Below are 23,139 nucleotides of genomic sequence, written 5' to 3' on the forward strand. Positions count from 1 at the left end.
GGATTCAATGCCGTTCAGGCCGCGTCGAGCGATCCGCGATAGCCGACGATAAAGCCGATGAACGGCGCCGCGATTTCGACGTCGAAACGGAATAGGCCGTCGGCCTCGGTCTCGAAGCTGGTGCCGTGGGGCAGCAGCCAGCGCGGCATCGGGATGCCAAAGGCCGACCAGCGGCGCGGGACGAGATGGAGGCGGTCTTGCACGACCACAAGCGCCATCGCGAAGGACAGCGGGCCAAAGCGCTCCACCAGCAGATAGTCGTTCCGGCCGGTCCCGCGCGATTGCAGTGAGGCGAAGCGCTTGCCGCCGAAATCGCGGGTCCAGCGCTCGCAGGTTTTTTCGGGGGTGAAGGCAACGGCGACCGGTATGCGCGCCGCGGCTTTCGGAAATCCCATCACTGCGGCGGCGAAGCGCGCGAGGAGTCCGGTGCCGCGGCGGACTTCGGCATGACCCTGCCAGCGGCGCGCGGCCTTGCTTCCGTGCAAAAGCTGAAGCTTCGGTGGCAGCGTGTCGAAAGCGGGGCCAAGTATCTGGCGATACAGCGGGGCTTCGGGTTGCTCGCTGCGGAAGCCGGTATGGATCGAGCGGCCTTCGAACAATGCGTCATAATCGGCCAGCGTGAGCGCATCGACGCTCGAGCGCGCGCCGGCGGCAGGGCGACCGCCCCGGAGCAATGTGCGGACGATCCCCTCGATCGCCATCGACGGGATATAGGGGCCGTCGTCGCCCTCGGCCAAAAGATGCCAGCTGCGTTCGACCGTCTGCCCGCCCTCGATGCCACGCACGCGAAGGAACATGCCGCCGCGATGTTCGCCGAACCGCATGCGGTTGAGCACGGCGTAGAAGAGGCGCGAAAACGGCTCGAACGACGGCAGGCGAAAGCGCGCGCGCGCCTTGGCGAGCAGGTTCAGGATGCGGTGGAGGATTTCGGGCACCGGCCCCGCGCCCATCCAGATATCGTCGAGCGCCGGATAAGCGCGTGGGATCAGCTGGAGATCGGGTACGTCGACGAGCGAGAAATGGATGTTCCGCAGCGGCACGCGGCCGGGGACGGCGACGGTATAGCGCAGGCTTTCGGCGAGCCCGATGCCGTGTGTGTCCTTGCCGCCGCGCCGTAACATCACCGGCGCGCCGGCATAGCCGACGACCGCGCGCATCACATTGAGCCCGATGCCGGCAAAGGGCGACGGCGCAATCCCGCCCTCGACGCCGCGGATGTCTATCGTCTTGGCCATTTCGCGGAGCACCGCGCCGGTCAGCGCGGGGAAGCTGCTGACCCCCGACAGGATGAAGACGCCCGCCGCCTTGGCCGCGGCATCGAAGCGGTCGATGCCGAAGACGAAATCGGCGCCATCGGCGAAATCGAGATAGTCGACCCCGGCGGCGATGCACGCCTCGACGACCTGATAGCCTTCGGCGCCATAATCCTGGAACGGCCCCGATGCGTCGACGACCAGATCGGGCTGAAAACGGCCCAGCGCTGGCGCAATCGCGCGCCGGTCGAGCGCATGCGGATGGACGCGTGCAGCACCGCGATAGGCGGCGCAGAAGCGTGTCGCGCGATCGAGGTCGCGGCCGCAGATCAACAGGTCGAGGTCCGGCATGTCGGCCAGCAGTTCGGCGAGCCGCCCGCCGAACACCCCATAGCCGCCGAGGATCAGTATCTTCATGTCAAAATCCGGTTATGAAATTCGGGCGGTGCCGCCCAGCAGGTCGCGCGCTTTCCGAACAAGCGGTAACGATGACGCGCGATCCACCGGTAGACAGGATCGCGGAGGAAGGGGGGGGCGAGGCGAAGGAGCGCAAGCCCCTGCCACGGCCAGCCAAGTCCTTCGTAGATCGCAAGCACTGCATCGCTGTCGCGCCGCACCTTCGTGCCATCGACGACGAGGATGCTCGTCGGGTCGTCCGGATCAAGGCCGTGTTCGCGGCACAGCGCAGCGCCTGCGGTGCCCTGGATCGACGCGAGACGAAACCGCGCGGCCTTGTCGTACCGCAACACGAACTGCGCATTCGCCGAACAGAGCACGCATTCGGCGTCGAACAGGATGATCGGGCCGCCCGCGTCAGGCATCGCGGAACAAGCCGTGCTGGTTCAGCAATTCGCCGAACAGGGGATGCGTGACCTTGAGGTCGAAGGCGAAGCGGCCATGGCCTAGATGCTGGTGCGTAACCAGCGTCGCGCCGGGAACGAGCCAGCGGGGAAGGCGGATGCGAAGCCTGCCGCGCTGCCAGAAATAATGGTCGGATGCGAAGACCAGAGCGTCGGCTTCCGCGCGCACCATGAGCGCCATGCCGAAGCCGCCGCCGATATGCTCTTCGAGCCCGGTGGCCCCGGAAAAGCTCTTGGCGCTATGGATCACCTGCGGGTGACCGCGAACGCGGCCGTAAAGCCGCGTCCAGCACTGGCCACCAGTTGTGCGGTCCTCACTCACTGCGACGGCGGCTGGCGCAGGTCCGCTGGCGCTTGTCGGCAAGGGCGCGCCGATCAGGCGGCAGAGTTGCGCAAGCAGCCAGCCTGCGCGCGACAGGCGCGTCCACACAATCTCCCCGCTATATGTCGCAACTGCCGTGCCCGACAGGAACTTGGAAAAGCGGCGGCGGACATCGCCGGGCAGCGCGTCCCAGTCTGCGCAGGGGACAAGGCGACGGAAGCGATCGTCGACGAGCGCATCGTCGGTATCGTGCGCGAGCAACGGGGGCGCTTCGATCTGGCGTTTTGGTCCGCTCCGCATGTCTCGCTCCTAGCCGGCGCCTTTGCCCTTGCCCGGGCGCCAGTTGATCAACTTCGTCACGCCCGCGCCAAGCTTGATCAGCCGCATCAGCGCGGGTTTGGGCACCTGCAGCATCTCGTCGTGCCACCGGCTCATCGTCGTCACGAAATCGAGCATGTCGGACAGGCGCGCCCTGGCGCCTGCGCTGAGTTCGGGATCGTTCGCTGCCTGCGCGACACAGGCTTTCAGCGCCGCCTCGGCGGGGTCGATCTCGCGCGCCTTGCGGCCCGCGGCGATGCGCGTGACCATTTCCCAGATATCCTTCTCGGCCGTGAAATGATCGCGCCGGTCGCCGAGCACGGGGACGCGTTCGATCAGCCGCCAGCCGAGGAGCTCCTTGATCGAATTGGAAACGTTGGAGCGCGCGAGCCCGAGCATGTCGGCAATCTCCTCCGCATGGAGCGCGCGGTCGGAAATGAACAGCAGCGCATGGATCTGCGCCACCGAGCGGTTGACGCCCCATTGTCCGCCGAGATTGCCCCAATGGAGAATGAAATCGGTCGCTGCCGAGGGCAGTTTCGATCCATGTTCCTTAATTTCTGTCATAACAGAAATATCCGACAGAAACGATCTGGAGTCAAGAGCCGCTGCGAAGCGCGATGCCCGGCCGAGCGCCGGTGCAACCAGATCTGCAATCGGGGCGTTTCCGGGTCGAAGTTAAAAAAGGAAAATATCTCATGATCAGGACCTTCACCGCAATGGCCGCCGGCGCATTGATTCTCGCTCCCGGCGTGGCCTCCGCCCAGGCCGGCTCTTCGGATCAGTCGACCGAGGCGCAGGAGGACCGTGTGGGCGCGATCCTCGGGACCCTGTTCGGTGACCGGCTCGGCGTGTCGACGTCGGTCGAGCGGCAATGGGCGGCTGGCCGCAAGCCGCTGGCAACCCAGCGCGCGCAGTTCATCGCCCGTATCGACGCCGATGTTCGGTCAGGGGCGTTGACTGCCCGTAACGGAACGCGCGTAAAAGCGGAATATGAGGAGCTCGTTGCGCTCGAAGCGCGCTATGGCGCCGACAACCGGTTCACGACCGCCGAGCGCACCGACCTCAGCGATCGCTATGGCGCGCTGACCCAGGCGCTGACCGAGGGTGGCTATGCCGACGAGGACGAGGATTCGGACAGCCTGTCGGTTGCCGACGGCCGCGCCGAATTCAACCGCCGCGTCGATGCGGGGGTTACGGCGCGCCGCCTGAGCCGGACCGAAGCAACCCGCCTCAAGAGCGACTATGCGGCGCTGATCCAGACCGAGGCATCCTATGCCCGCGACGGCATCAGCCGGCGCGAGCGCGAGGATCTCGACACGCGTCTCGATGCGCTCGATGCCCGCGTCGGGGACACCGCTTATGGTGGCGGTCCGGCCGTGATCGACAACCGCACGCGCCTGTCCAATATCGATCGCGCGCTGAGCGCCAGCGGGTTGAACGCTGCGGCGCAGGCGCAGGTGCGTGTGGAATTGGGCGACCTGACGCGTCTTGCCGCCGCCTATGACCGCACGGCGCCGACGAGCGACGATCGAAGCTATCTGGATCGCCGCATCGCCGACCTCGAAACGCGGGCCCGCGTCCGGCGCTAGATCGCCAGCGCTATCCAGCCATAGAAAAGGGCGGCAATCCTTCCGGATGCCACCCTTTGATCTTGTACAAAGCGGTGAAGCTTACGCGGCTTCTGCCTCGTCGTCATACTGCTCGACGGGGCCCGAATCCTGGCCCTTGGCATCGACGTCGCGGTCGACGAATTCGATGATCGCCATCGGCGCCGCGTCCGAGGCGCGGATGCCGGCCTTGATCACGCGGGTGTAGCCGCCAGCGCGGTCCTTGTAACGCTCGGCGAGGATGTCGAACAGCTTCTTGAGCTGCGTTTCGTCGAGCAGGCGGCTCTGCGCGAGGCGGCGATTGGCAAGGCCGCCGCGCTTGGCGAGCGTGACCAGCTTTTCGACATAGGGGCGCAGTTCCTTCGCCTTGGCGACGGTCGTCGTGATCTGCTCATGCTTGATGAGCGAAGCCGACATGTTGCGAAACAGGGCCGTACGGTGCGCGCTCGTGCGCTGCAGTTTCCGGCCACCAGATTTATGACGCATAATCCATTCCTTCGTTTGTCAGAGGGGCCGTTTAAGGTACCCCAAGCCAGGTCGATTGCGGGCTGACCCATTCCCGTTGTGATGACGCCCCGGCGAACCGGGGCGCTATCTCGATCAGCCGAGCAGCTCTTGTTCGAGCTTCTTGGCCATTTCTTCGATGTTCTCCGGCGGCCAGCCGGGGATATCCATGCCGAGGCGCAGGCCCATCGACGACAGCACTTCCTTGATTTCGTTCAAAGACTTGCGGCCGAAGTTCGGCGTGCGGAGCATTTCGGCTTCGGTCTTCTGAACGAGGTCACCGATGTAGATGATGTTGTCGTTCTTGAGGCAGTTGGCCGAACGGACCGACAGTTCGAGCTCGTCGACCTTCTTGAGAAGGAAGCGGTTGAGCTGGTTGACGTCCGACTCGTCGGCGGTGGTCGACGGCGCCGCCATGCCGATGAGACCGCTGTCGTTCATCGCTTCTTCGAAGTGGACGAAGACCTGCAGCTGGTCCTGGAGGATGCGCGCAGCGTAAGCGACGGCGTCTTCCGGGGTGATCGTGCCGTCGGTTTCGACGGTCAGGTTCAGCTTGTCATAGTCCAGTTCCTGGCCGATGCGGGCATTGTCGACCTTGTAGGCGACCTGGCGCACGGGCGAGTAGAGCGAGTCGACCGGGATCAGGCCGATCGGCGCGTCGATCGGACGGTTGGCGACGGCGGGGACGTAACCCTTGCCGGTGTCGGCAACGAGTTCCATGTTCAACGTCGCACCCTCGTCGAGGTGGCAGATGATATGGCCCGGGTTCATCACCTTGATGTCCCCCGAAACCATGATGTCGCCGGCCTTGACGGTCGCGGGACCGGTCGCCGAAAGCTGAAGCCGCTTCGGGCCTTCGCCTTCCATCTTGAGCGCGATCTGCTTCACGTTCAGGACGATGTCGGTGACATCTTCGCGCACACCGGCCAGGCTCGAGAATTCGTGCAGGACGTTCTCGATCTTGATCGACGTGATAGCCGCACCCTGGAGCGACGAAAGCAACACGCGACGCAGCGCGTTGCCAAGCGTCAGGCCAAAGCCGCGCTCGAGCGGTTCGGCGACGAAGGTCGCCTTGCGCTTGCCGTCGCTGCCAGCCTTGATTTCCAGGTTGCTGGGCTTCTTCAATTCCTGCCAGTTCCGGATATTGACAGTCATAGACTTCCCTTTGCTTTGGGCGGGACGGGCAGGGGTCGACTGCCGTGTCCAGCGAGGATTTGGTACGGGCGGGCCCCGGCGGGGTGCGCCCGAAAAGGCGTCAGACGCGGCGGCGCTTGGCCGGGCGGACACCATTGTGCGGGATCGGCGTCACGTCGCGGATCGACGTGATGTGGAACCCGACGGCCTGCAGCGCGCGGAGAGCCGATTCACGGCCCGCGCCGGGGCCCTTGACTTCGACTTCCAGCGTGCGGACGCCATGTTCGGCGGCCTTCTTGCCGGCGTCTTCGGCGCAAACCTGCGCCGCATACGGGGTCGACTTGCGGCTTCCCTTGAAACCCATCATGCCGGCGCTCGACCAGGCAATTGCGTTGCCCTGTGCGTCGGTGATGGTGATCATCGTGTTGTTGAAGGTCGCATTGACGTGGGCGACGCCCGACGAGATGTTTTTGCGTTCGCGCCGACGAAGGCGCTGCGGTTCACGAGCCATGATGCTATCCTAAATCCTAAATCCTGAAGCAAGCCGTCGGGGCCAGTTGCTGGCGACCTTCGGCCGAGAAACAAGGAAGCGCGCCCGGATGGACGCGCTCATACCTTATTTCTTCTTACCGGCGATTGCCTTGGCCTTGCCCTTGCGGGTGCGCGCATTGGTGTGCGTGCGCTGGCCGCGGACCGGAAGGCCCTTGCGATGGCGCAGCCCGCGGTAGCAGGCCAGATCCATCAGGCGCTTGATGTTCATCGCCGTGTTGCGGCGAAGATCACCTTCGACCGTCAGGTCGGCGTCGATCGTTTCACGGATCTGCAGCACCTCGGCGTCGGACAGGTCCTGGACGCGGCGCGTCTGGTCGATGCCCAGCTTGGTAGCGATGTCGACGGCGGTCTTGCGACCGATGCCGTGGATGTAGGTGAGCGCGATGATAACGCGCTTGTTGGTGGGCAAGTTGACGCCCGCAATACGTGCCATTGGTAACTTTCTCCTGCTCCACAGGGCCGTTGGCAATCGGCCCCATCTCAAAGCGTCTGATTTCCCAACGCAAAAAACGGACCACGATGCGCACAGGGCGCTTCGCCGTCCGGTCAGGCTGTCGGAATGGACGCGCAACTAAGGTGAGTCGGCCCGATTGTCAAGCGAAGTGCGGTGATTGGCGCCGTGGATCGGCGGTCAGGATGCAGATGTAAGAGCGACGGCGCGATCGTGCAAGCGGTCGACGACGCCGCGGTGGATTCCGGGGGCGCAGGCGATGACGCCAAAGGCCTGCGCGCGCGGTGTGTTGAAGCGCAAGGGCTCGCCGAACGCGTCGGTCACCGTCGCCCCCGCCTCGGTCGCGATCAGCGCCGCGGCGGCAACATCCCATTCGAAACCCCAACGCAGCGTCGCGACCAGATCGGCGCGATCGTCGGCGACGAGCGCCATGCGCAGCGCGATGCTGTTCGGCTTGGTCACGATGACGAGGTCGCGGTCGATCTTGGGCAGGCTGTCGGCGGGAACGCGCGCGCCGTTGAAGATCATCCGTCGGCTGGCGCGGAGCGTTTCGCCGTTAAGCAGCGCGCCTTGCCCCTTTTGCGCCACCCACAATTCGTCGAGCGCGGGGGCGTAAAGCACGCCGAGTTCGGGGGTGCCGTCGATCACCAGCGCGACCGACACGCACCAGCCGGGCCGGCCGCGGATAAAATCACGCGTGCCGTCGATCGGGTCGACGCACCACATCGCGCGGCACGACAGGCGATCGGGACTGTCGGCGGTTTCCTCCGACAGCCATCCTGCCTCGGGCACCATCGCGCCGAGCACGGCTTTCAGACGCGCATCGACCGCAAGGTCGACGTCGCTGACCGGATTGTCGTGCGACTTGTTCCAGACGTTGACCGCTTGCCCCTCGCCGCGCCAGCGCGCCATTGCCATGTCGCCGACTTCGCGCGTTGCGGCGATCACGGCTTCGAGGTTGCGGCCGGGCATCTGCGTCCGGCCTTTAGCTGCTCGCGACGGTCATGCCGTCGATGCGCAGCGTCGGGGCGTTGATGCCGTGGCGGAATTCGAGGTCGTCGGCGGCGATCAGCGCGGCGAACATGTCGATCAGATTGCCCGCGATCGTGAATTCGGCGATCGGGCCGGCGATCGCGCCGTCGCGGATCAGAAAGCCCGACGCACCGCGGCTATAGTCGCCCGTCACCGGGTTGACCCCGTGGCCGATCAACTCGGTGATATAGACGCCTTCGGATACGCCCTCCATCAGCGCGGCGGGCGTCATGCTGCCCGCGGCGAGGTGGAGGTTGCTCGCGCCGACCCCCGATGCACCGCCGCCGCGGCTCGCGTGGCCGGTCGGGGTCAGGCCGAGCTGCTTCGCCGACGCGGTGTCGAGCAGCCAGCCGGTGATCTTGCCATCTGCGACCAGGTCGCGCGCTGCGGTGGGCAGGCCTTCGCCGTCGAAGGCGCGGCTGCGCAGCCCGCGGGCGCGATGCGGCTCGTCGCGAATGACGATGCTGCCGTCGAACAGCCTTTCCTCTTCCTTGCCGAGCAGGAAGCTCGTCCCGCGCGCGATGGCGGGGCCGGCAATCGCGCCGAGCAGATGCCCGACGATGCCGCTGCTGACGCGCGGATCGAGCAGCACGGGAATCTTGCCGGTCGGCGCTTTGCCCGGGTTCAGCCGGGCGACGGCGCGGGTGCCCGCACGGGTGCCGATGTCCTGCGTGCTCTCGAGATCCGACAGATGGTGCGCGCTGTGCCAGCCATAGTCGCGCTGCATCGCGGCGCCTTCGCCCGCTATGACGCTTGCCGACAGGCTGTGGCCGCTCGACCCGTATCCGCCGGCAAAGCCGTGGCTGGTGGCGAGCGCGAAGCGCGTGCGGCTGTGGCTCGCGCTGCCGCCTTCGCTGTTGGTCACGCCGGTGACCGCGCGCGCCGCTTCCTCGACCGCCAGCGCGGCGGCGCGCAAGGCGGCGGGATCGGCTTCGCTGCCGTCGTCGAGGTCGAAATCGGGCGCGGTTCCCTTGAACAGCAGCTCTTCGGGCGCCAGCCCCGCATAGGGGTCCTCGGGTGCCTCGCGCGCCATCGCGACACAGCGTTCGACCAGCTTTGTCAGCTCGCCTGCGTCCATGTCGGCGGTCGACACGCTGGCGCTACGCTGCCCGACAAAGACGCGCAGCGAGATATCCTGCCCCTCGGATCGCTCGACATCTTCGAGCGCGCCGAGCCGCATCGAGACCGACGTGGCGGCGTTGCAATAATAAAGCGCGTCGGCGGCATCGGCGCCGGCTTTGGCGGCGGCGTCGCACAGCATTTGCGCGCGATCGAGGGCTTGGGAAACACTCAGCATCGCCGCGCCCTATACGGCGCGCGGCAAAGCGTCAAACCCGGCAGCGGGTGATCAGCCGGAGATCGCCGCGGTCGCGGCCATCGCACCGCTGATCCACAGGAAGGGCAAAGTCAGCGCCGCGATCCACAGGCGGCGGACGTCGCGGCGGAAGCGTGCGTGCAGGCCCCAGCTCGCCAGCGCCTGACGGCTGAGGCGATACCAGCGCCGTTCGGTCGAACGGGCAACGGGAAGCGCGAGCGCCAGCAGCATGACCAGCGCGACGACGATGAACGCCGAAGGCGCCCCGGCGGCGACCGCGCTCATGACGAGCCAGATCTGGAGGGCCGCAAAAGCGAGAAGGGCGGCGGCGGCGTGCAACGTCATTCGGCGGCCCAGACTGCGTGCCGGAGGCACGCTGACTGCCGTGCGCCGCCAAAGGCGCGGTCCAAATGTTGATGCCATATTACAGCCCCCTTAGGCCGGCGATTCCCAGAACCGCACGATTTGCCTCAAAAACTCCCGAGTCAAGACAGCTTGCCCATGATTCGTTAATTTTTGAGGTCAGTTCATCGCGGATTCGCAACCAAATCGTGTTGGGCCGCAATTTTGCTGCAAATCTGGCAGTACCGGCAGCCATTCGGGCTGCGTAGCGGGGCAATGGATCAGGTCCGGCTGGCCTTCGCCGGGCCGCCGAGTCGCTTTAGAGCCGCGGCGGGGTGGGCAGCGGTGCGGCGCCCGCCTCGTCGGGGGTTGCAGGCGCCGGGCCCCGGCCGCTCGCCTGGCGTTCGAGGTCCTCGGCTGCTTTCTGGCGCTCGGCGAGCGCGCGTTCCTCGGCCACAACGGCGGCTTCGACTTCGTCCGACGCCGCGTCGATCCCGGCGATGCGCTTGGCGCGCTCGTCGGCGATCATCGTCTGCCAGTCGGTCTTGTCGGCAGCCTTCTTTTCGGCCTTGGCGCTGGCGACGAGTTGCTGCGTACAGCCGGTGAAGCCGCCGAGCCCGGTCGGCGAGCAGCTGTCGGTGCCGAAGCGGCCGACGCGTTCGAGCGCGACGACGCGGTTCGCCCAGGCATTGTTCCGCGGATCGAGCGGGTCGCCACCACGAAACATCTGCGGCACGCGATAGCGATCCTGTTCGGGCAGGCGGTTACAGACGACGATCTCGTCGGGGCTGCTCTGTTCGCACTTGTCCGAACCATAGACGATGACCTGGTTGATCTTTTCGCCTTCGACCGTGGCCTGCTGCGCTCCGGCGGGCAGGGCGACGGCGCTACCGGCGAGGATCAAGGCGAACAGGGGGAGGCGGGTCATCGGATCTTCCTTTATCTACTCTTGGCGCGGCTTGGCACCGCGACCCTGCATCCGTCATGAACGGTGCAGGCCTCTGTTTATCAGATACGCTTCGACAGTGCGATGGCTGCACGGCAGCTGGCGCGGATTGCGAGACTGAGGATCGGATAGCCCGGCGCGCTTTCGGCGCCGGCGGCCAGCGCGGCTGCCTTGTGCTCCAGCTCTTCGGCGCGAAAGTCGGCGACCGCGGCGCTGAGTTCGGGATCGCTGTCGCCCAGTTCGCCCAGCTGGTCGCTGTAATGGCGATCGATCTCGGTCTCGACCGCGGCGGTGCACGCCATCGCGGCGCGCGGCCCCATCGCGGCCGTCACCGCGCCGAGTGCAAAGCCCGCAACGTTCCAGAAGGGCTGGAGCGCCGTCGGGCGCACGCCGCGTTTGGCGATCATGGCATCGAAGAATTTGCGGTGCCGCTCTTCCTGTTCGGCCATGTGCGCGATCTCGCGCGCCATCGGATGACGGTCGCCCATCACCGCGAGCTGCCCGGCATAGATGCGCGTTGCGCCATATTCGCCCGCCTGGTCGACGCGGATCATCGATGCGGTGCGCTTATTTGTCATGCCCCAGCTGTGGTCTTCCGGCGCAGCAAGGTCAAGACGAGCGCGGCGGCGCCGAGCGAGAAGATGGCGTTGAACCCCGCGAGCGAAACGCCCAGCAGCGTCCATTGCGCGGTGTCGCAGCGGATCAGCGGTGCGTTCATGATCGCGTCGAGCGACACCGGGCCGCTGCTGCCGGTCGCGCAGGTGGTGACGCCTTCCCAAAAGCCATATTCGACCCCGGCGTGGAAGATGCCGATCGCGCCGCTGATCGCGATCGCCACGGCAGCGAGCAGGGTGAACGCACGCATCGCCTTGTCGTTACGGCGAAGGAGCAGCGCGAGCAGCGCCAGCACCATTGCGGCCTGGTGCGGCCAGCGCTGCCAGTAACACATTTCGCACGGGTGCAGGCCAAAGCCATATTGCGACACGAGCGCGCCGCCATAGAGCAGCAGCGGCGCCGCGAACGCGACGAGGGGCGCGGAAAGGCGCGATGTCAGCATGTCTGGCGGACCCTTAATTGCGTGCGGTCGGCTTGGCGGCGGGCTTGACCGGCGGCTTGCCGCCCTGCGCCATGCGCGGCGCGGCCGGGTTGATCCGCCCGATCGTCTGCAGCGCATAGTGCATCTGGAAATCCTCGATTCCCTTGGCCTTCAGGTCGGCCGCGGTTGCGGTGAAGCGTGGATCGGCCTTTTCGTCCTTTTCGAGCAGGCCGTTGTCGACCTTCTTTTCGTTGACGAGGTGACGGCGCAGGTCGCTTTCGCGGAATTTCGGCCGCGAGGCATAATCGGGGTCCGAAATCTGCGGCACGCGAATATCGGGCTCGATGCCGCCTTCCTGCACGCTGCGGCCCGACGGCGTGTAATAGCGTGCGGTGGTCAGGCGGAGCGCAGTGGTGTCGGTCAGCGGCAGGACGGTCTGCACCGATCCCTTGCCGAAACTGCGTTCGCCCATCACGACCGCGCGATGCTGGTCCTGCAGCGCGCCCGCAACGATTTCGGAGGCCGAGGCCGAGCCCGAGTCGATCAGGACGACAACCGGCGCCCCGCCGGCGAGGTCGCCGGGTTCGGCGAAATAGCGTTCGATGTCGCCCTTCTTGCGGCCGCGCTGCGAGACGATCTCGCCGCGCTCGAGGAACAGGTCGCTGATCCCGACGGCTTCGTCGAGCAGTCCGCCGGGATTCGAACGCAGGTCGAGGATCCAGCCACGCGGTTTCTTGCCCAATGACTTTTCGACCGCCATCATCGCGGCCCGGAGGTCGGTGGTCGCGTCGGCGGAGAAGCTGGAGACGGTCAGCACGCCGACATCGCCGCTGACTTCCCATTTCACGGGCTTCAGGTCGATGATCTCGCGCGTCAGCGACATTTCTATCGGCTTGTCCTGGCCTTCGCGGACGATCGTGACGTCGATCTTCGTGCCGGGCTTGCCGCGCATCTGTTCGACGGCTTCGTCGAGCGTCAGACCAAAGATCAGCTCCTTGTTGATGTGGGTGATATAGTCGCCCGCCTTGATCCCGGCCTTGGCGGCGGGGGTGTCGGCGGTCGGCGCGATCACCTTGACCACGCCGTCTTCCATCGTCACCGACAGGCCCAGCCCGCCATATTCGCCGTCGGTCTGCGTGCGCAGGTTCGAAAAGCCGCGTGCGTCGAGATAGCCCGAATGCGGATCGAGGCTGGCGAGCATGCCGTTGATTGCGCCCTCGATCAGTTTCGAATCGTCGACCGGTTCGACATAGTTGGATTTCACTTCGAGATAGACGTCCATGAAGCGCGAAATTTCTTCCTGCGTCTTCGAATCGACGGTCGCCATCGCGCCGGTCGCCAGCGGGACGAGCGCCAGCGTCGAGAGCGCGGCCGCGCCCTGCCACAAAGCGAAGCGGCGCTTCGGGGACGCAGGTGTCTTGGTCGATTCGGTCATGGGCGTCTTTCAGTCACGCGAGAGCAATCTCGCCTTATAATCCCCGGTGCGCCATCCTCCTACGCAAATCTGCGGGGGTCAAGCGGCGTATCCCGATACGGAACGGCGGCGTAACGCGCGATGAACCGGCGCGATCAGCCGATCATCGCGACGACATCGACCGGGCGTCCGCCGCGGCGGAGTTCGACGGTGATGCGGCTGTCGCCCGATCCCGCGCGGCCGATCGGCGCTCCCGCATCGACTGTGTCGCCGACCCCGACCGACAGTGCGATCATGCCCGTCAGCAACGAGACCCAGCCGCCGCCGTGGTCGATGATGACGATCTTGCCATAGCCACGATAATCGCCCGCAAATCCGACGCGGCCGGGGGCTGGCGCCACGACCTGTCCGCCGGGGCGCGCGGCAATGGTGATCCCGCGCGAGCGCACGCCGCTTTCATTGACCTCGCCCAGCCCGGCGACGATGCGCCCGACGACCGGCAGGCGATAGGCGCCCTGCGTCAATTCGGCTTCGGTCGCCTCGGGCGGAGCGGTATTTGTGATATTGCCTTCGGGATTGCGCGGACGCGGCAATGGTCCCGCAAGCTGCGCCAGTTCGGCGCGCACCGCGCCGTCGGCCTCCAGCGCATCCATCAGGTCGACGATATCGCGCGCCTTCTCGCCAAGCCCGAGCGCGCGGTCGGCTTCGAGCTGGGCGCTGCTCATCAGTTCGCGCGACCGCAACCGTCCTTCATTTTCGAGTCGGGTCAGCGCGTCGCGGCGGTGCGCGAGTTGCGCCTTGCTCCCCGAAAGCGCCCTCAGCGCCACCCCCTGCTGGCGCCGCGTCGCGTCGAGCAGCGTCAGCTCGCGGCGGACACCCGCGGTGCGGTGTTCGATCACCGGCATCGCGGCGTCGATCACGGCGCGGGCATGGACCATGTCGGTCAGCGACCCTGGCTGCGCGAGCACGCTGACGGGCGGTTGGCGGCTCAGTTGCTGGAGCGCGGCGGCGAGTTCGAGCAAAGGTTGCTGCTGCTGCGCCAGCCGGGCGCGCTGCACCGCGAGGCGGCGGCTGACCAGCGCGACGCGGGCTTCGCCGGCGCTGATATCGGCTTCGGCCGACTGGATGCGTGCGGCCAGCGCTGCGCTGCGCTTTTTCAACCGGTCGGCTTCGCTGCTCGCCGCCGCCGCCTGCGCCTCCAGCCGCGTGCTGCGCGCCATCGCTTCGGCCGATTGCTGCTTGGCACCGATCAGCTGCTCGCGCTCGCGCGCGGCGATCGCCTGCGGGTCGAACACATCGCTTTGCGCGAGGGCCAGCGCACCGCCCGCAAAAAGGGCGGCGATCGCCAGGGCGGCGAGCGCGCGCCTCACTGGCGGCCCTCGCGGTGATAGGGATGACCCGCGACGATGCTCGTCGCGCGCCACAATTGTTCGGCAAGCATCGCGCGCGCCATCAGATGCGGCCAGGTCGCGCGGCCAAAGGCGATGACTTTCGCTGCGCCCTCGCGTTCCTCGGGCGTGAAGCCGTCGGCGGCGCCAAGGCAAAAGCGCGCCTCGCGCACCCCGCCGTCGCGCCAGCTTTCCAGCAATTTGGCAAATTCGAGCGACGACATTTGTTCGCCGCCTTCGTCGAGCAATATGGTTCGGCTGTTGTCGGCGGCGGCAGGCATGCGACCGCCCGTATCCGGAAGCTCGGAAATCTTCTGCGCCCAGGTCACGCGCTTCATATAGCGCTCGACCAGCTCGGCCTCGGGCCCGCGCCCGATGCGCCCGCGCGCAATGATGTGCAGCAACATGACGTTTTCGTTCACCTTCGGTGAAAGCGGCACCTGCCCACTCCCCCTCCCGGCCTCCCTGACGATAGTAGCCTATGGGAGGCCGGGAGGGGGAGTGGGCAGGTGCCGCTTCTGTTCGGGCTTTAGGCCGAACAGATCAAACACGTCAATTTGCGGCGACAACCGGCGGCGCGTCGCCGAACGACCACATGCGCTCGAGGTTGTAGAAACTACGCACCTCGGGACGGAACAGGTGGACGATGACGTCGCCCGCATCGAGCAATACCCAATCGGCATTGGGCAATCCTTCGACGCGAACCTGACGGCCCGCTTCCTGCTTGATCCGCTGTGCCAGTTTCTCGGCGATGGCCGAGACATGGCGCGTCGACCGGCCGCTCGCGATCACCATATGATCGGCGATGCTGCTTTTGCCGGCAAGCGGGATGGAAATGGTTTCCTGGGCCTGGTCCTCGTCCAGCTGGTGGAGGATCAGTGCGTGGAGCGATTCCACGCTGTCATTTGCGGATGCGGCGCCATTGGCGGCATCCTGGGTTGCGGAGATCAAATGCGTCCTTTCCTGTTCGTGTCCACAAGCCGCGAACGCGTCAGCGGGTCGCGCAGTGCGCGACCTTCATAGCGTTCGAACCAGCGGGGGTTGGCCTGCCGTATCGCAGTTGCGGATCGCACATCGGGCGAAAATCGCAGGAACACGAGGGCGGGCGGTCTCCAGTCCGTCCAATGTAATTTCTGGTCCGCGGGCCGGACGAAGCGCCGAAGCCAACCCATCGCACGTCTTGCGTGGGCGCGGTCATTATAGCCCGGACGCGCGATAACCGCAATCGGCATCAATCGGGCGATCCCCCGCCAGTCGCGCCATTGGGGCAATTGGACCAGATTGTCGGCCCCCATGATCCAGATGAACTGCCGGTTCGGGTAGCGGCGGACGAGCTTTTTGAGCGTGTCGATCGTGTAGCGCGTGCCCAGTTCGGCCTCGATTCCCGTCGCGCGAATCGGCGACCGCCGCGCCATCCGTTGCGCCGAACCGAGCCGCGCTGGCAGCGACGCCATGCCCGCCTTTGGCTTGAGCGGATTGCCCGGCGACACCAGCCACCACAATTCGTCCAGCCCCAGCGCGTCGATCGCGTTCAAACTGATCGCGCGATGCCCGCCATGCGCGGGATTGAAGCTGCCGCCGAGGAGGCCGGTGGGGATCACAGGAGCGACTGCCAGTCGCTGCGGTTATGGACGAGGCGAAGGATCAAGAGCTGACCATCGGCCACCTCATACAAGAGCACAAAGGGCTGTCCTTTGATCAGCAGCTTGCGCGTGCCTGCATAAACGGGCGATCCGAGCGCGGGAAATTGGTCGAAATTGGCCACCTGGTTGCGAATGGCCCGAATGGATTCGGCCGCTTCCCGAGGCTGTCGATATTCGGTCAGCCAGTCATTCAGCGCGACCAAATCCGCAACGGCCTTTTCCGACCATATTATTCGGGTCATCTTGCCTCGTGACGGGCGATCATATCGTCCATCGTCTTCAGGACGTCGGCATGATCCACTACCCGGCCGGCGGCGACATCGTCGCGCCCTTCCTGAATGAAGGCGGCAAAGCGCGCTTCCTGTTCGGCGGCATGTCGAACCGCCTGTGCCACGAACCAAGCCCGGCTGCGTCCCTGTTCGGCGACGATCTTGTCCACCAATTCCAAGGTTTCAGCATCGATTCGAGCAGAAATAACGGAGTGCTTTGTCATGAATCGCTTGTATCACTTGTATACAAGCGATTCAAGGGCGCGCTTGGCCGTTCCCGCGCACCAGCCACTTATAGGTGGTGAGCCCTTCGAGCGCGACCGGCCCGCGGGCATGCAGCCGCCCCGTAGCGATGCCGATTTCGGCGCCCAATCCGAATTCGCCGCCGTCGGCGAATTGCGTCGAGGCATTGTGCATGACGATCGCGCTGTCGACTTCGGACAGAAAGCGTTCGGCCGCCGCCGCATCCTCGGTGACGATTGCGTCGGTGTGCTGGCTCGAATGCGCGTCGATATGCGCGAGCGCGCCGGCCAGGCCGTCGACCATGGCGATCGAGACGATGGCGTCGAGATATTCGGTGTCCCAGTCGCCGGGCGATGCGGGGTCGACGTGCGGGCTCAGCGCCGTGATCGCCTTGTCGCCGCGCACTTCGCAGCCTGCCGCGACCAGCGCGTCGATGATCGCGAGCGGCGCGCGATAGGCGCGGTCGATCAGGATCGTCTCGGTTGCGCCGCACACGCCGGTGCGGCGCATCTTGGCGTTGACCGCGAGGAGGGCCGCTTTCGCCGGATCGGCAGCGGCGTCGATATAGAGATGGTTGATCCCGTCGAGATGCGCGAGCACGGGCACGCGCGCCTCGTCCTGCACGCGCGCGACGAGGCCCTTGCCGCCGCGCGGGATGATGATGTCGATCAGCCCCTGCGCGCGCAGCATCGCGCCAACCGCGGCGCGGTCCTGCGTCGGCACAAGTTGCACCGCATCGGCGGGCAGCCCGGCCTCGACCAGCCCTGCCGCGAACGCCGCATGGATCGCGCGGTTCGAATGCACGGCCTCGCTGCCCCCGCGCAGGATCACAGCATTGCCCGACATCAGCCCGAGCGCTGCGGCATCGGCGGTCACATTGGGGCGGCTTTCATAGATGATGCCGACGACGCCCAGCGGCACGCGCACGCGGCTCAGCACCAGTCCGTTGGGGCGCGTCGCGCGATCGATTTCGGCGCCCGACGGATCGGGCAGCGCCGCGACATCGTCGATCGCGTCGGCGATCGACGCGAGCCGCGCTTCGTCGAGCCGCAACCGGTCGAGCATCGCGCCCGACAGGCCATTCGTCCGCCCGGCGGCCATATCCTCGGCATTGGCGGCGAGGATTTCGGCCGAGCGCGCGCGGATTTGCGATGCTGCCGCAACCAGCGCTGCGGCCTTGTCGGCGGTCGGCGTCAGCGCGAGCCGCTTTGCCGCGGCGCGCGCGCGCGCGCCCATGTCGGCGATCAGGGCGGCGGCGTCGCCGGGCATCGGCGGGGCGGTCAGGGCTTCGGCGTTCATGGCGCTGCCACTATCACGTTTTGCATGACGCCCGAAAGTCCCGTTGCGCCATCCTTCGCGCGCCTTTAGGCAGGGCGCCATGAGCGGGGATATCGAAGGCATCGGGGCGGCGGTCACCGCCGGATTGGCGGGGCATGCGGTCGAGCCGCGGCACGGTGGAACGGGCATGGTGCATCCCGGCGCGCGCTGCCTGAACTGCGGCACCAGTCTCGCGGGTTCGCATTGCCATTATTGCGGCCAGCGCGCCGATGTTCACCGCAGCTTCGGCGCGATCGGGCATGATCTGGTCCATGCGATCTTCCATTTCGAAGGCAAGATCTGGAACACGTTGCCGCTGCTGAGCTGGCGTCCGGGCGACCTGACGCGGCGCTTCATTCATGGCGAGCGCGCGCGCTTCATCTCGCCGCTCGCTTTGTTCCTGTTCGCGGTCTTCCTGACCTATGCGGTGCTCGCGATCGTCGGCCCCGGCGGCGGCGTCGGCGAGGGGATTGCGAAAGCCGCGGCGCAGCAGACGCGCTCCAACGCGCTCAAGGAGAGTTTCGAGGCAGAGGTAAAGCGCGTCGATTCGCGCCTTGCGGCGAAGGATTTGAAGGTCGCCGACCGGCGGACGCTGGAGGAGGAACGCGAAACGCTGCAGAAAAGCGCCGATTATCTCGGCGTCGCGCGCGGCCTCAGCGAGGAAGAGCGCCACAAGGGGCCGCCGATACTCGACGATCCGACCAAGCAGATGATGACCGGCGTCGAGTTCATCTCGCGCACCAAGGTCAACACCGGGGTTCCCTTCATCGATCATGGCCTCGAAAAGGCCCTCGCGAACCCCGCGCTCGTCTTCTATAAATTGCAGGCGAACGCCTATAAATTCGCGTGGGCGCTGATCCCGCTGTCGCTGCCCTTCATGTGGCTGCTCTTTCCATTCAGCCGGCGCTTTCGCACCTACGACCATTTCGTCTTCGTCACTTACTCGATCAGTTTCATGCTGCTCCTGTTCGTCGTCGTGCGATTGCTCAACTTGACGATGCTGGACCGATTCGCGACCGGCGCCGCGATGCTCTATGTGCCGTTCCACATGTATCGCCAGCTTCGCGGCGCCTATCGGTCTTCGCGATTCGGGGCGTTGGTTCGCACGTCGCTGTTGCTCTTTTTCAGCCTCTTTTCGGTCACCACCTTCATGCTGCTGCTGCTCGCACTCGGGGTGATGGGATAGGGCGACCCTGCACGCCGAATCGTAACAAAGGCCGGGCAAAGACCCGCCGGACGAAAAGGGAGAAGACGCGATGCACCAGCTTTGGGGCGAAATGGACCGACGCCTGCTGATCAAGCTCGGCACCGCGGGGCTCGCCGCCCTGTCGCTGCCCGGCGCGGCGCGGGCGATGACGGCGCAGGGCTTCACCCACGGCGTCGCGAGCGGCGAGCCCGGCGCCAATTCGGTGCTGCTGTGGACGCGCTATGCCGCAGCGAACGATAGCGTTTTGACGGTTGAACTGTCCGAAAGCGCCGACTTCGCGCGCATCGCCGGTGGCGGCAGTGTCACCGCAAAGGGCGAGCGCGATCATACCGCCAAGCTGGTGGTCGACGGCCTCGAACCCGGCCGCTGGTATTTCTACCGTTTCGTCGCGCCCGACGGGACGAAATCGGTCACCGGCCGCACGCGCACGCTGCCCGCCGGGCCGACGAGCGCCTTCACCATCGCGCTTTTTTCCTGCTCGAACATGCCGTTCGGCTGGTTCAATGCCTATGCCCATGCCGCGGCGCGCAACGACATCGACCTCGTCGCGCATGTCGGCGACTATCTCTACGAATATAAGGCCGGTGATTATCCCTCGATCAAGCAGGCGGTGCCCGGCCGCGATATCCAGCCGACGCACGAAATCGTCGCGCTCGCCGATTATCGCCTGCGCTATGCCGCCTATCGCAGCGACCCCGATCTGCAGCGGCTGCACCAGCTTTTTCCGATGATCGCGCAGTGGGACGATCATGAGTTCGCAAACGACGTGTGGAAGGGCGGCGCCGAGAATCACAATGACGGCGAGGGCGCGTGGACCGATCGCGCCGCCGCTGCCGAACGCGCCTATCGCGAATGGATGCCGGTCGCCGATATGCGCTGGCGCGATTATCAGGTCGGCGACCTCGCAACGATCTTCCTGCCCGAAACGCGCGTCACCGCTCGCGACAAGCAGTTTGAGGTCGACGAGATCGTCGCGGGTGCCGGCGACGCGCTGGCGAAGCTCAAGCAGTTCGCCGAAGGCACGTACCGCGACCCGGCGCGTCAGATGATGGGCGTGCAGCAGGAAAGCTGGCTGTTCGACGGTTTTGCCAAATCGACCAAAGCCGGGACGCGTTGGCAGGTCTGCGCGCAGCAGGTGGTGATGGGCAGTCTGTTCACCCCGCCCGAGACCAAGGACTGGTTCGGCGGCAACCAGCCCGACTATGTCCGTCGCCGCGTCGAGACCGGGCTGCTCGCAGCGAAAGCGGGGCTGCCGTTCAATCTCGATGCGTGGGACGGCTATCCCGCGGCGCGTTCGCGCCTGCTCGCGGCGGCGCAGCGCGCCGACGCCGACCTCGTCACGCTGACCGGCGACACGCACAATGCGTGGGCGTTCGACCTTGCCGAGGACGGGCGGCCCGCGGGGATCGAGATCGCGGGGCAGAGTGTCACGTCGCCCGGCTATGAAAGCTACACGCGCGGGATTTCCGATGCGCAGCGCGTCGCGGCGCTACGCGGCTCTTCGCCCGAACTCAAATGGGCGAATACCGAGGATCGCGGCTATGTGACGGTGCAGCTGACGCGCGAGCGGGTGACCGCGAACTGGCATAATATGGAAACGATCCGCAGCCACACCCCCGCGCTGAAGGCCACGCACAGCATGACCGCGGCGCGCGGGCGACGGAAATACGACGCCTGAGCGACCGTTCGCCTTCGCCTCGCTGTCGTCACCCCGGACTTGATCGGGGGCCTGCCTTTTGGAGGAAGAAAGGCGGGTGCCGGGTCAAGCTCGGGTGACGAAAAAGGGGCGGGCATTCCTTCATTTCTGATGCGCGCTTGACACATTCATAACTCAATGGTTATGGAGTTATCCATAGCCAAGGAGTTATGAATCGATGCAATCGTCTCCGGACCTTCTTTTCAGGGCGCTCGCTGATCCCAGCCGCCGCGCGCTCTTCGAACGGCTGTGCCTCGATGGCGAACAGACCGTCGGAATGCTGACCGCGGGCGCCGGCATCTCGCAGCCCGCGGTATCCAAACATCTTGGCATACTCAAACAGGCGGGGCTGGTGCTCGACCGGCACGAGGGCCGCCAGACGCATTACAGCGCGCAGCAACGCGCGCTCGCGCCGCTGGTCGACTGGACCGGGCGCATGAACCGCTTCTGGGAGGCGCGGTTCGACGATCTCGAAGATTTGCTCAAAAGGATGGATCAATGACCGATACCGATGTGCGCACCGTCACCGTCGAGCGCGAAATTCCGCACTCGCCCGAAAAGCTCTGGCGCGCGCTGACGCAGCGGCATCTGATCGAAGAATGGCTGATGAAGAATGATTTCGGCCTCGACCTCGGCCACCGCTTCCAGCTGCGCGGCGACTGGGGGAACGTCGATTGCGAAATCCTCGACGTCGACCCGGGGCGGAGCCTCTCCTACACATGGAATTACGCGCACGACGATCCGGCCTATCGGCTCGAAAGCACCGTCACCTTCACGCTCGAACCGACGCCCGCCGGCACCTTGCTGCGCATGGAGCAGGTCGGTTTCCGGCCCGACCAGAAGCAGGCCTTCGGCGGCGCCAAGGGCGGCTGGCGGATCCATCTCGAAAATCTCGAAAAGGTCGTGGCGACGCTCGACTGACCGTCAGACAGGGAGAATCTTATGAACTGGAGCCTTTGGATCCGACAATTCCACCGCTGGGTATCGATCCTTTTCTCGGCGATCGTTCTCGCCATTTTCGTGACGCTCGGCATCGGGCAACAGCCCGCCGAGTGGGTCTATTACCTGCCGCTGCCGCCGCTCTTCCTGCTGATATTCTCCGGCCTCTACATGTTCTTCCGGCCCTATCTCAGGAAGCGCGGCGGCGCGGCCGGCTGATCCCTCAGCTATACGGCGGCGTATCCTCGAATTCGGCGAACCACGGATAATCGTCGGCGACGCTGACGGTGAAGTTCGCGGGGCGCTTTTCGAGGAAGCTCGACACGCCCTCGGCGGCATCGGCGCTGCGTCCGCGGGCAAAGATCGCGCGGCTGTCCCAGCGGTGCGCGCTCATCGGGTGCGGCGCGCCGAGCATCCGCCACAGCATGTGGCGGGTCAGCGCGACCGACACCGGCGCGCTGTGATCGGTGAGCTCGCGCGCCTTGGCGATCGCGGCGTCGACCAGTTCGCCCGGTTTGTGCACCGATTGAACAAGACCCTTTTCATGCGCTTCGGCGGCGTCGATCAACCGGCCCGAATAGCACCAGTCCACCGCGTTCTGGATGCCGACCAGCCGCGGCAGGAACCAGCTCGATGCGGCCTCGGGCACGATACCGCGCCGCGCGAAGACGAAACCATAGCGCGCGGTCTCGCTCGCCAGCCGGGCGTCCATCGACAGCGTCATCGTCGCGCCGATCCCGACCGCGGCGCCGTTGATCGCTCCCAATACTGGCTTCTTGCTGTCGAAGATGCGCATCGACACGCGGCCGCCCGAATCGCGGATCAGCGGGTGCGACCAGTCGATCGTGCCGTCCGCGGCGATCGGGCTGGCCGATATGCCCTCGGGCAGGATCGCCGCCTTGTCGGTGCGCTTGTCGTAATCGAAGGTCGCGGCGCCCTGACCGAGGTCGGCGCCGGCGCAATAGGCGCGGTCGCCCGATCCGGTGAAGATCACCGCGCGCACTGCGTCGTCGGCGTCGGTTTCGTCGAGCGCGGCGACGATTTCGAGCATCATCTCGGTGGTAAAGGCGTTCATCCGGTCGGGCCGGTGGAGCGTGAGCAGCGCGATGCCCTCATGCTTGTCGAGGCGAATCTGGTCGAAGCTCATAATCTCTCTCCTTGTTCTCCTCATCGTTGCAAGCGATGTCCAGGAGTGCAAGCTCTAGTTAACGTAAACGTAAAGGGGTGCGTCGCCTGTAAGAGACCCTCGTTCCATTTTCGTCATGCTGAACTTGTTTCAGCATCCATGGCCGGCCCTTTCCGGCCGCGCCGCGTGTAATGAGAGATCAGGCCATGGACCCTGAAACAA

29 protein-coding genes are annotated in these 23,139 nt (G+C 65.8%); 6 read left to right on the forward strand and 23 right to left on the reverse strand.

Going from position 1 to position 23,139, the window contains the following annotated elements:
- Positions 1 to 14 precede the first annotated feature (14 nt).
- From AC07NV_RS13215 to AC07NV_RS13230, 4 genes are read right to left on the reverse strand one after another with little or no spacing between them, the layout of a single operon-like run.
- A complete protein-coding gene (locus AC07NV_RS13215) occupies positions 15 to 1,670 on the reverse strand; it encodes a saccharopine dehydrogenase family protein (protein ID WP_495166828.1) in 1,656 nt (551 codons plus the stop codon).
- Positions 1,667 to 2,074: a thiol-disulfide oxidoreductase DCC family protein gene (locus AC07NV_RS13220; protein WP_495166829.1), complete on the reverse strand. Its 408-nt coding sequence runs from the start codon at positions 2,072 to 2,074 to the stop codon at positions 1,667 to 1,669. The genes AC07NV_RS13215 and AC07NV_RS13220 overlap by 4 nt, the downstream gene beginning before the upstream one ends.
- On the reverse strand, positions 2,067 to 2,735 hold the full coding sequence (locus tag AC07NV_RS13225; RefSeq protein ID WP_495166830.1) for a DUF4166 domain-containing protein: 669 nt from the start codon (positions 2,733 to 2,735) through the stop codon (positions 2,067 to 2,069). The genes AC07NV_RS13220 and AC07NV_RS13225 overlap by 8 nt, the downstream gene beginning before the upstream one ends.
- Positions 2,736 to 2,744: 9 nt before the next feature.
- Entirely contained in the window at positions 2,745 to 3,320 is a 576-nt protein-coding gene (locus tag AC07NV_RS13230; RefSeq protein ID WP_495166831.1) for a GbsR/MarR family transcriptional regulator, read from the reverse strand.
- Between the two features lie 131 nt (positions 3,321 to 3,451).
- Between AC07NV_RS13230 and AC07NV_RS13235 the strand changes: the two genes are divergently transcribed.
- The gene (locus AC07NV_RS13235) at positions 3,452 to 4,345 is read left to right on the forward strand and encodes a hypothetical protein (RefSeq protein ID WP_495166832.1); all 894 of its coding nucleotides are present in this window, start codon (positions 3,452 to 3,454) and stop codon (positions 4,343 to 4,345) included.
- A gap of 81 nt (positions 4,346 to 4,426) precedes the next feature.
- Here AC07NV_RS13235 and rplQ read toward each other — a convergent pair whose 3' ends face one another.
- The 18 genes from rplQ to AC07NV_RS13325 form a co-directional block, all read right to left on the reverse strand.
- On the reverse strand, positions 4,427 to 4,849 hold the full coding sequence (rplQ, locus tag AC07NV_RS13240; RefSeq protein ID WP_495166833.1) for a 50S ribosomal protein L17: 423 nt from the start codon (positions 4,847 to 4,849) through the stop codon (positions 4,427 to 4,429).
- A gap of 114 nt (positions 4,850 to 4,963) precedes the next feature.
- Complete coding sequence (locus AC07NV_RS13245; RefSeq protein ID WP_495166834.1) at positions 4,964 to 6,022, reverse strand: DNA-directed RNA polymerase subunit alpha; 1,059 nt, start codon at positions 6,020 to 6,022, stop codon at positions 4,964 to 4,966.
- Between the two features lie 100 nt (positions 6,023 to 6,122).
- Positions 6,123 to 6,512, reverse strand: a complete 390-nt coding sequence (gene rpsK, locus AC07NV_RS13250) for a 30S ribosomal protein S11 (RefSeq protein ID WP_003040416.1) — start codon at positions 6,510 to 6,512, stop codon at positions 6,123 to 6,125.
- A gap of 105 nt (positions 6,513 to 6,617) precedes the next feature.
- Positions 6,618 to 6,986, reverse strand: coding sequence for a 30S ribosomal protein S13 (gene rpsM, locus AC07NV_RS13255; RefSeq protein ID WP_439569310.1), 369 nt, complete (start codon positions 6,984 to 6,986; stop codon positions 6,618 to 6,620).
- A gap of 198 nt (positions 6,987 to 7,184) precedes the next feature.
- Positions 7,185 to 7,976, reverse strand: a complete 792-nt coding sequence (locus AC07NV_RS13260) for an inositol monophosphatase family protein (protein WP_495166835.1) — start codon at positions 7,974 to 7,976, stop codon at positions 7,185 to 7,187.
- A 13-nt stretch (positions 7,977 to 7,989) separates the two neighbouring features.
- Positions 7,990 to 9,333 carry a TldD/PmbA family protein gene (locus AC07NV_RS13265; protein WP_495166836.1) on the reverse strand — a complete coding sequence of 448 codons (1,344 nt, stop codon included), beginning with the start codon at positions 9,331 to 9,333 and terminating at the stop codon, positions 7,990 to 7,992.
- Positions 9,334 to 9,384: 51 nt separating this feature from the next.
- A complete protein-coding gene (locus tag AC07NV_RS13270) occupies positions 9,385 to 9,774 on the reverse strand; it encodes a hypothetical protein (RefSeq protein WP_495166837.1) in 390 nt (129 codons plus the stop codon).
- A 238-nt stretch (positions 9,775 to 10,012) separates the two neighbouring features.
- Entirely contained in the window at positions 10,013 to 10,621 is a 609-nt protein-coding gene (locus AC07NV_RS13275) for a hypothetical protein (protein WP_495166838.1), read from the reverse strand.
- 80 nt (positions 10,622 to 10,701) lie between these two features.
- On the reverse strand, positions 10,702 to 11,217 hold the full coding sequence (locus AC07NV_RS13280; RefSeq protein ID WP_495166839.1) for a demethoxyubiquinone hydroxylase family protein: 516 nt from the start codon (positions 11,215 to 11,217) through the stop codon (positions 10,702 to 10,704).
- Positions 11,214 to 11,696 carry a disulfide bond formation protein B gene (locus AC07NV_RS13285; RefSeq protein ID WP_495166840.1) on the reverse strand — a complete coding sequence of 161 codons (483 nt, stop codon included), beginning with the start codon at positions 11,694 to 11,696 and terminating at the stop codon, positions 11,214 to 11,216. Before AC07NV_RS13285 ends, AC07NV_RS13280 begins: the two co-directional genes overlap by 4 nt.
- 13 nt (positions 11,697 to 11,709) lie before the next feature.
- The gene (locus tag AC07NV_RS13290; RefSeq protein ID WP_495166841.1) at positions 11,710 to 13,110 is read right to left on the reverse strand and encodes a S41 family peptidase; all 1,401 of its coding nucleotides are present in this window, start codon (positions 13,108 to 13,110) and stop codon (positions 11,710 to 11,712) included.
- A 134-nt stretch (positions 13,111 to 13,244) separates the two neighbouring features.
- The gene (locus AC07NV_RS13295; RefSeq protein ID WP_495166842.1) at positions 13,245 to 14,459 is read right to left on the reverse strand and encodes a murein hydrolase activator EnvC family protein; all 1,215 of its coding nucleotides are present in this window, start codon (positions 14,457 to 14,459) and stop codon (positions 13,245 to 13,247) included.
- The gene (locus AC07NV_RS13300) at positions 14,456 to 14,884 is read right to left on the reverse strand and encodes a 23S rRNA (pseudouridine(1915)-N(3))-methyltransferase RlmH (RefSeq protein ID WP_495167272.1); all 429 of its coding nucleotides are present in this window, start codon (positions 14,882 to 14,884) and stop codon (positions 14,456 to 14,458) included. Before AC07NV_RS13300 ends, AC07NV_RS13295 begins: the two co-directional genes overlap by 4 nt.
- Positions 14,885 to 15,029: 145 nt before the next feature.
- Positions 15,030 to 15,428 (reverse strand): ribosome silencing factor, encoded by a 399-nt coding sequence (gene rsfS, locus AC07NV_RS13305; protein WP_495166843.1) that lies wholly within the window; start codon positions 15,426 to 15,428, stop codon positions 15,030 to 15,032.
- Entirely contained in the window at positions 15,425 to 16,078 is a 654-nt protein-coding gene (locus tag AC07NV_RS13310; RefSeq protein ID WP_495166844.1) for a nicotinate-nucleotide adenylyltransferase, read from the reverse strand. Before AC07NV_RS13310 ends, rsfS begins: the two co-directional genes overlap by 4 nt.
- Positions 16,075 to 16,362 (reverse strand): type II toxin-antitoxin system RelE/ParE family toxin, encoded by a 288-nt coding sequence (locus AC07NV_RS13315; protein WP_495166845.1) that lies wholly within the window; start codon positions 16,360 to 16,362, stop codon positions 16,075 to 16,077. The genes AC07NV_RS13310 and AC07NV_RS13315 overlap by 4 nt, the downstream gene beginning before the upstream one ends.
- Positions 16,359 to 16,613 carry a CopG family ribbon-helix-helix protein gene (locus tag AC07NV_RS13320; RefSeq protein ID WP_495166846.1) on the reverse strand — a complete coding sequence of 85 codons (255 nt, stop codon included), beginning with the start codon at positions 16,611 to 16,613 and terminating at the stop codon, positions 16,359 to 16,361. The genes AC07NV_RS13315 and AC07NV_RS13320 overlap by 4 nt, the downstream gene beginning before the upstream one ends.
- A gap of 31 nt (positions 16,614 to 16,644) precedes the next feature.
- Entirely contained in the window at positions 16,645 to 17,931 is a 1,287-nt protein-coding gene (locus tag AC07NV_RS13325; RefSeq protein ID WP_495166847.1) for a glutamate-5-semialdehyde dehydrogenase, read from the reverse strand.
- Positions 17,932 to 18,010: 79 nt separating this feature from the next.
- On the opposite strand from AC07NV_RS13325, the gene AC07NV_RS13330 reads away from it, so the two are divergent.
- The 5 genes from AC07NV_RS13330 to AC07NV_RS13350 all read left to right on the forward strand — a co-directional run bounded on the left by AC07NV_RS13330 (position 18,011) and on the right by AC07NV_RS13350 (position 22,010).
- Positions 18,011 to 19,135, forward strand: a complete 1,125-nt coding sequence (locus tag AC07NV_RS13330) for a DUF3667 domain-containing protein (protein WP_495166848.1) — start codon at positions 18,011 to 18,013, stop codon at positions 19,133 to 19,135.
- Between the two features lie 70 nt (positions 19,136 to 19,205).
- Positions 19,206 to 20,834 carry an alkaline phosphatase D family protein gene (locus tag AC07NV_RS13335; protein WP_495166849.1) on the forward strand — a complete coding sequence of 543 codons (1,629 nt, stop codon included), beginning with the start codon at positions 19,206 to 19,208 and terminating at the stop codon, positions 20,832 to 20,834.
- A 196-nt stretch (positions 20,835 to 21,030) separates the two neighbouring features.
- Positions 21,031 to 21,354, forward strand: a complete 324-nt coding sequence (locus AC07NV_RS13340; protein WP_495166850.1) for an ArsR/SmtB family transcription factor — start codon at positions 21,031 to 21,033, stop codon at positions 21,352 to 21,354.
- Positions 21,351 to 21,773 carry an SRPBCC family protein gene (locus AC07NV_RS13345; RefSeq protein ID WP_495166851.1) on the forward strand — a complete coding sequence of 141 codons (423 nt, stop codon included), beginning with the start codon at positions 21,351 to 21,353 and terminating at the stop codon, positions 21,771 to 21,773. Before AC07NV_RS13340 ends, AC07NV_RS13345 begins: the two co-directional genes overlap by 4 nt.
- Before the next feature lie 21 nt (positions 21,774 to 21,794).
- A complete protein-coding gene (locus tag AC07NV_RS13350) occupies positions 21,795 to 22,010 on the forward strand; it encodes a hypothetical protein (RefSeq protein WP_495166852.1) in 216 nt (71 codons plus the stop codon).
- A gap of 4 nt (positions 22,011 to 22,014) precedes the next feature.
- Here the strand turns inward: AC07NV_RS13350 and AC07NV_RS13355 are convergent, their stop codons facing one another.
- Entirely contained in the window at positions 22,015 to 22,938 is a 924-nt protein-coding gene (locus AC07NV_RS13355) for a crotonase/enoyl-CoA hydratase family protein (RefSeq protein ID WP_495166853.1), read from the reverse strand.
- Positions 22,939 to 23,139: the final 201 nt, after the last annotated feature.

The sequence above is a fragment of the Sphingopyxis sp. GW821-FHT10B01 genome (assembly GCF_059415685.1).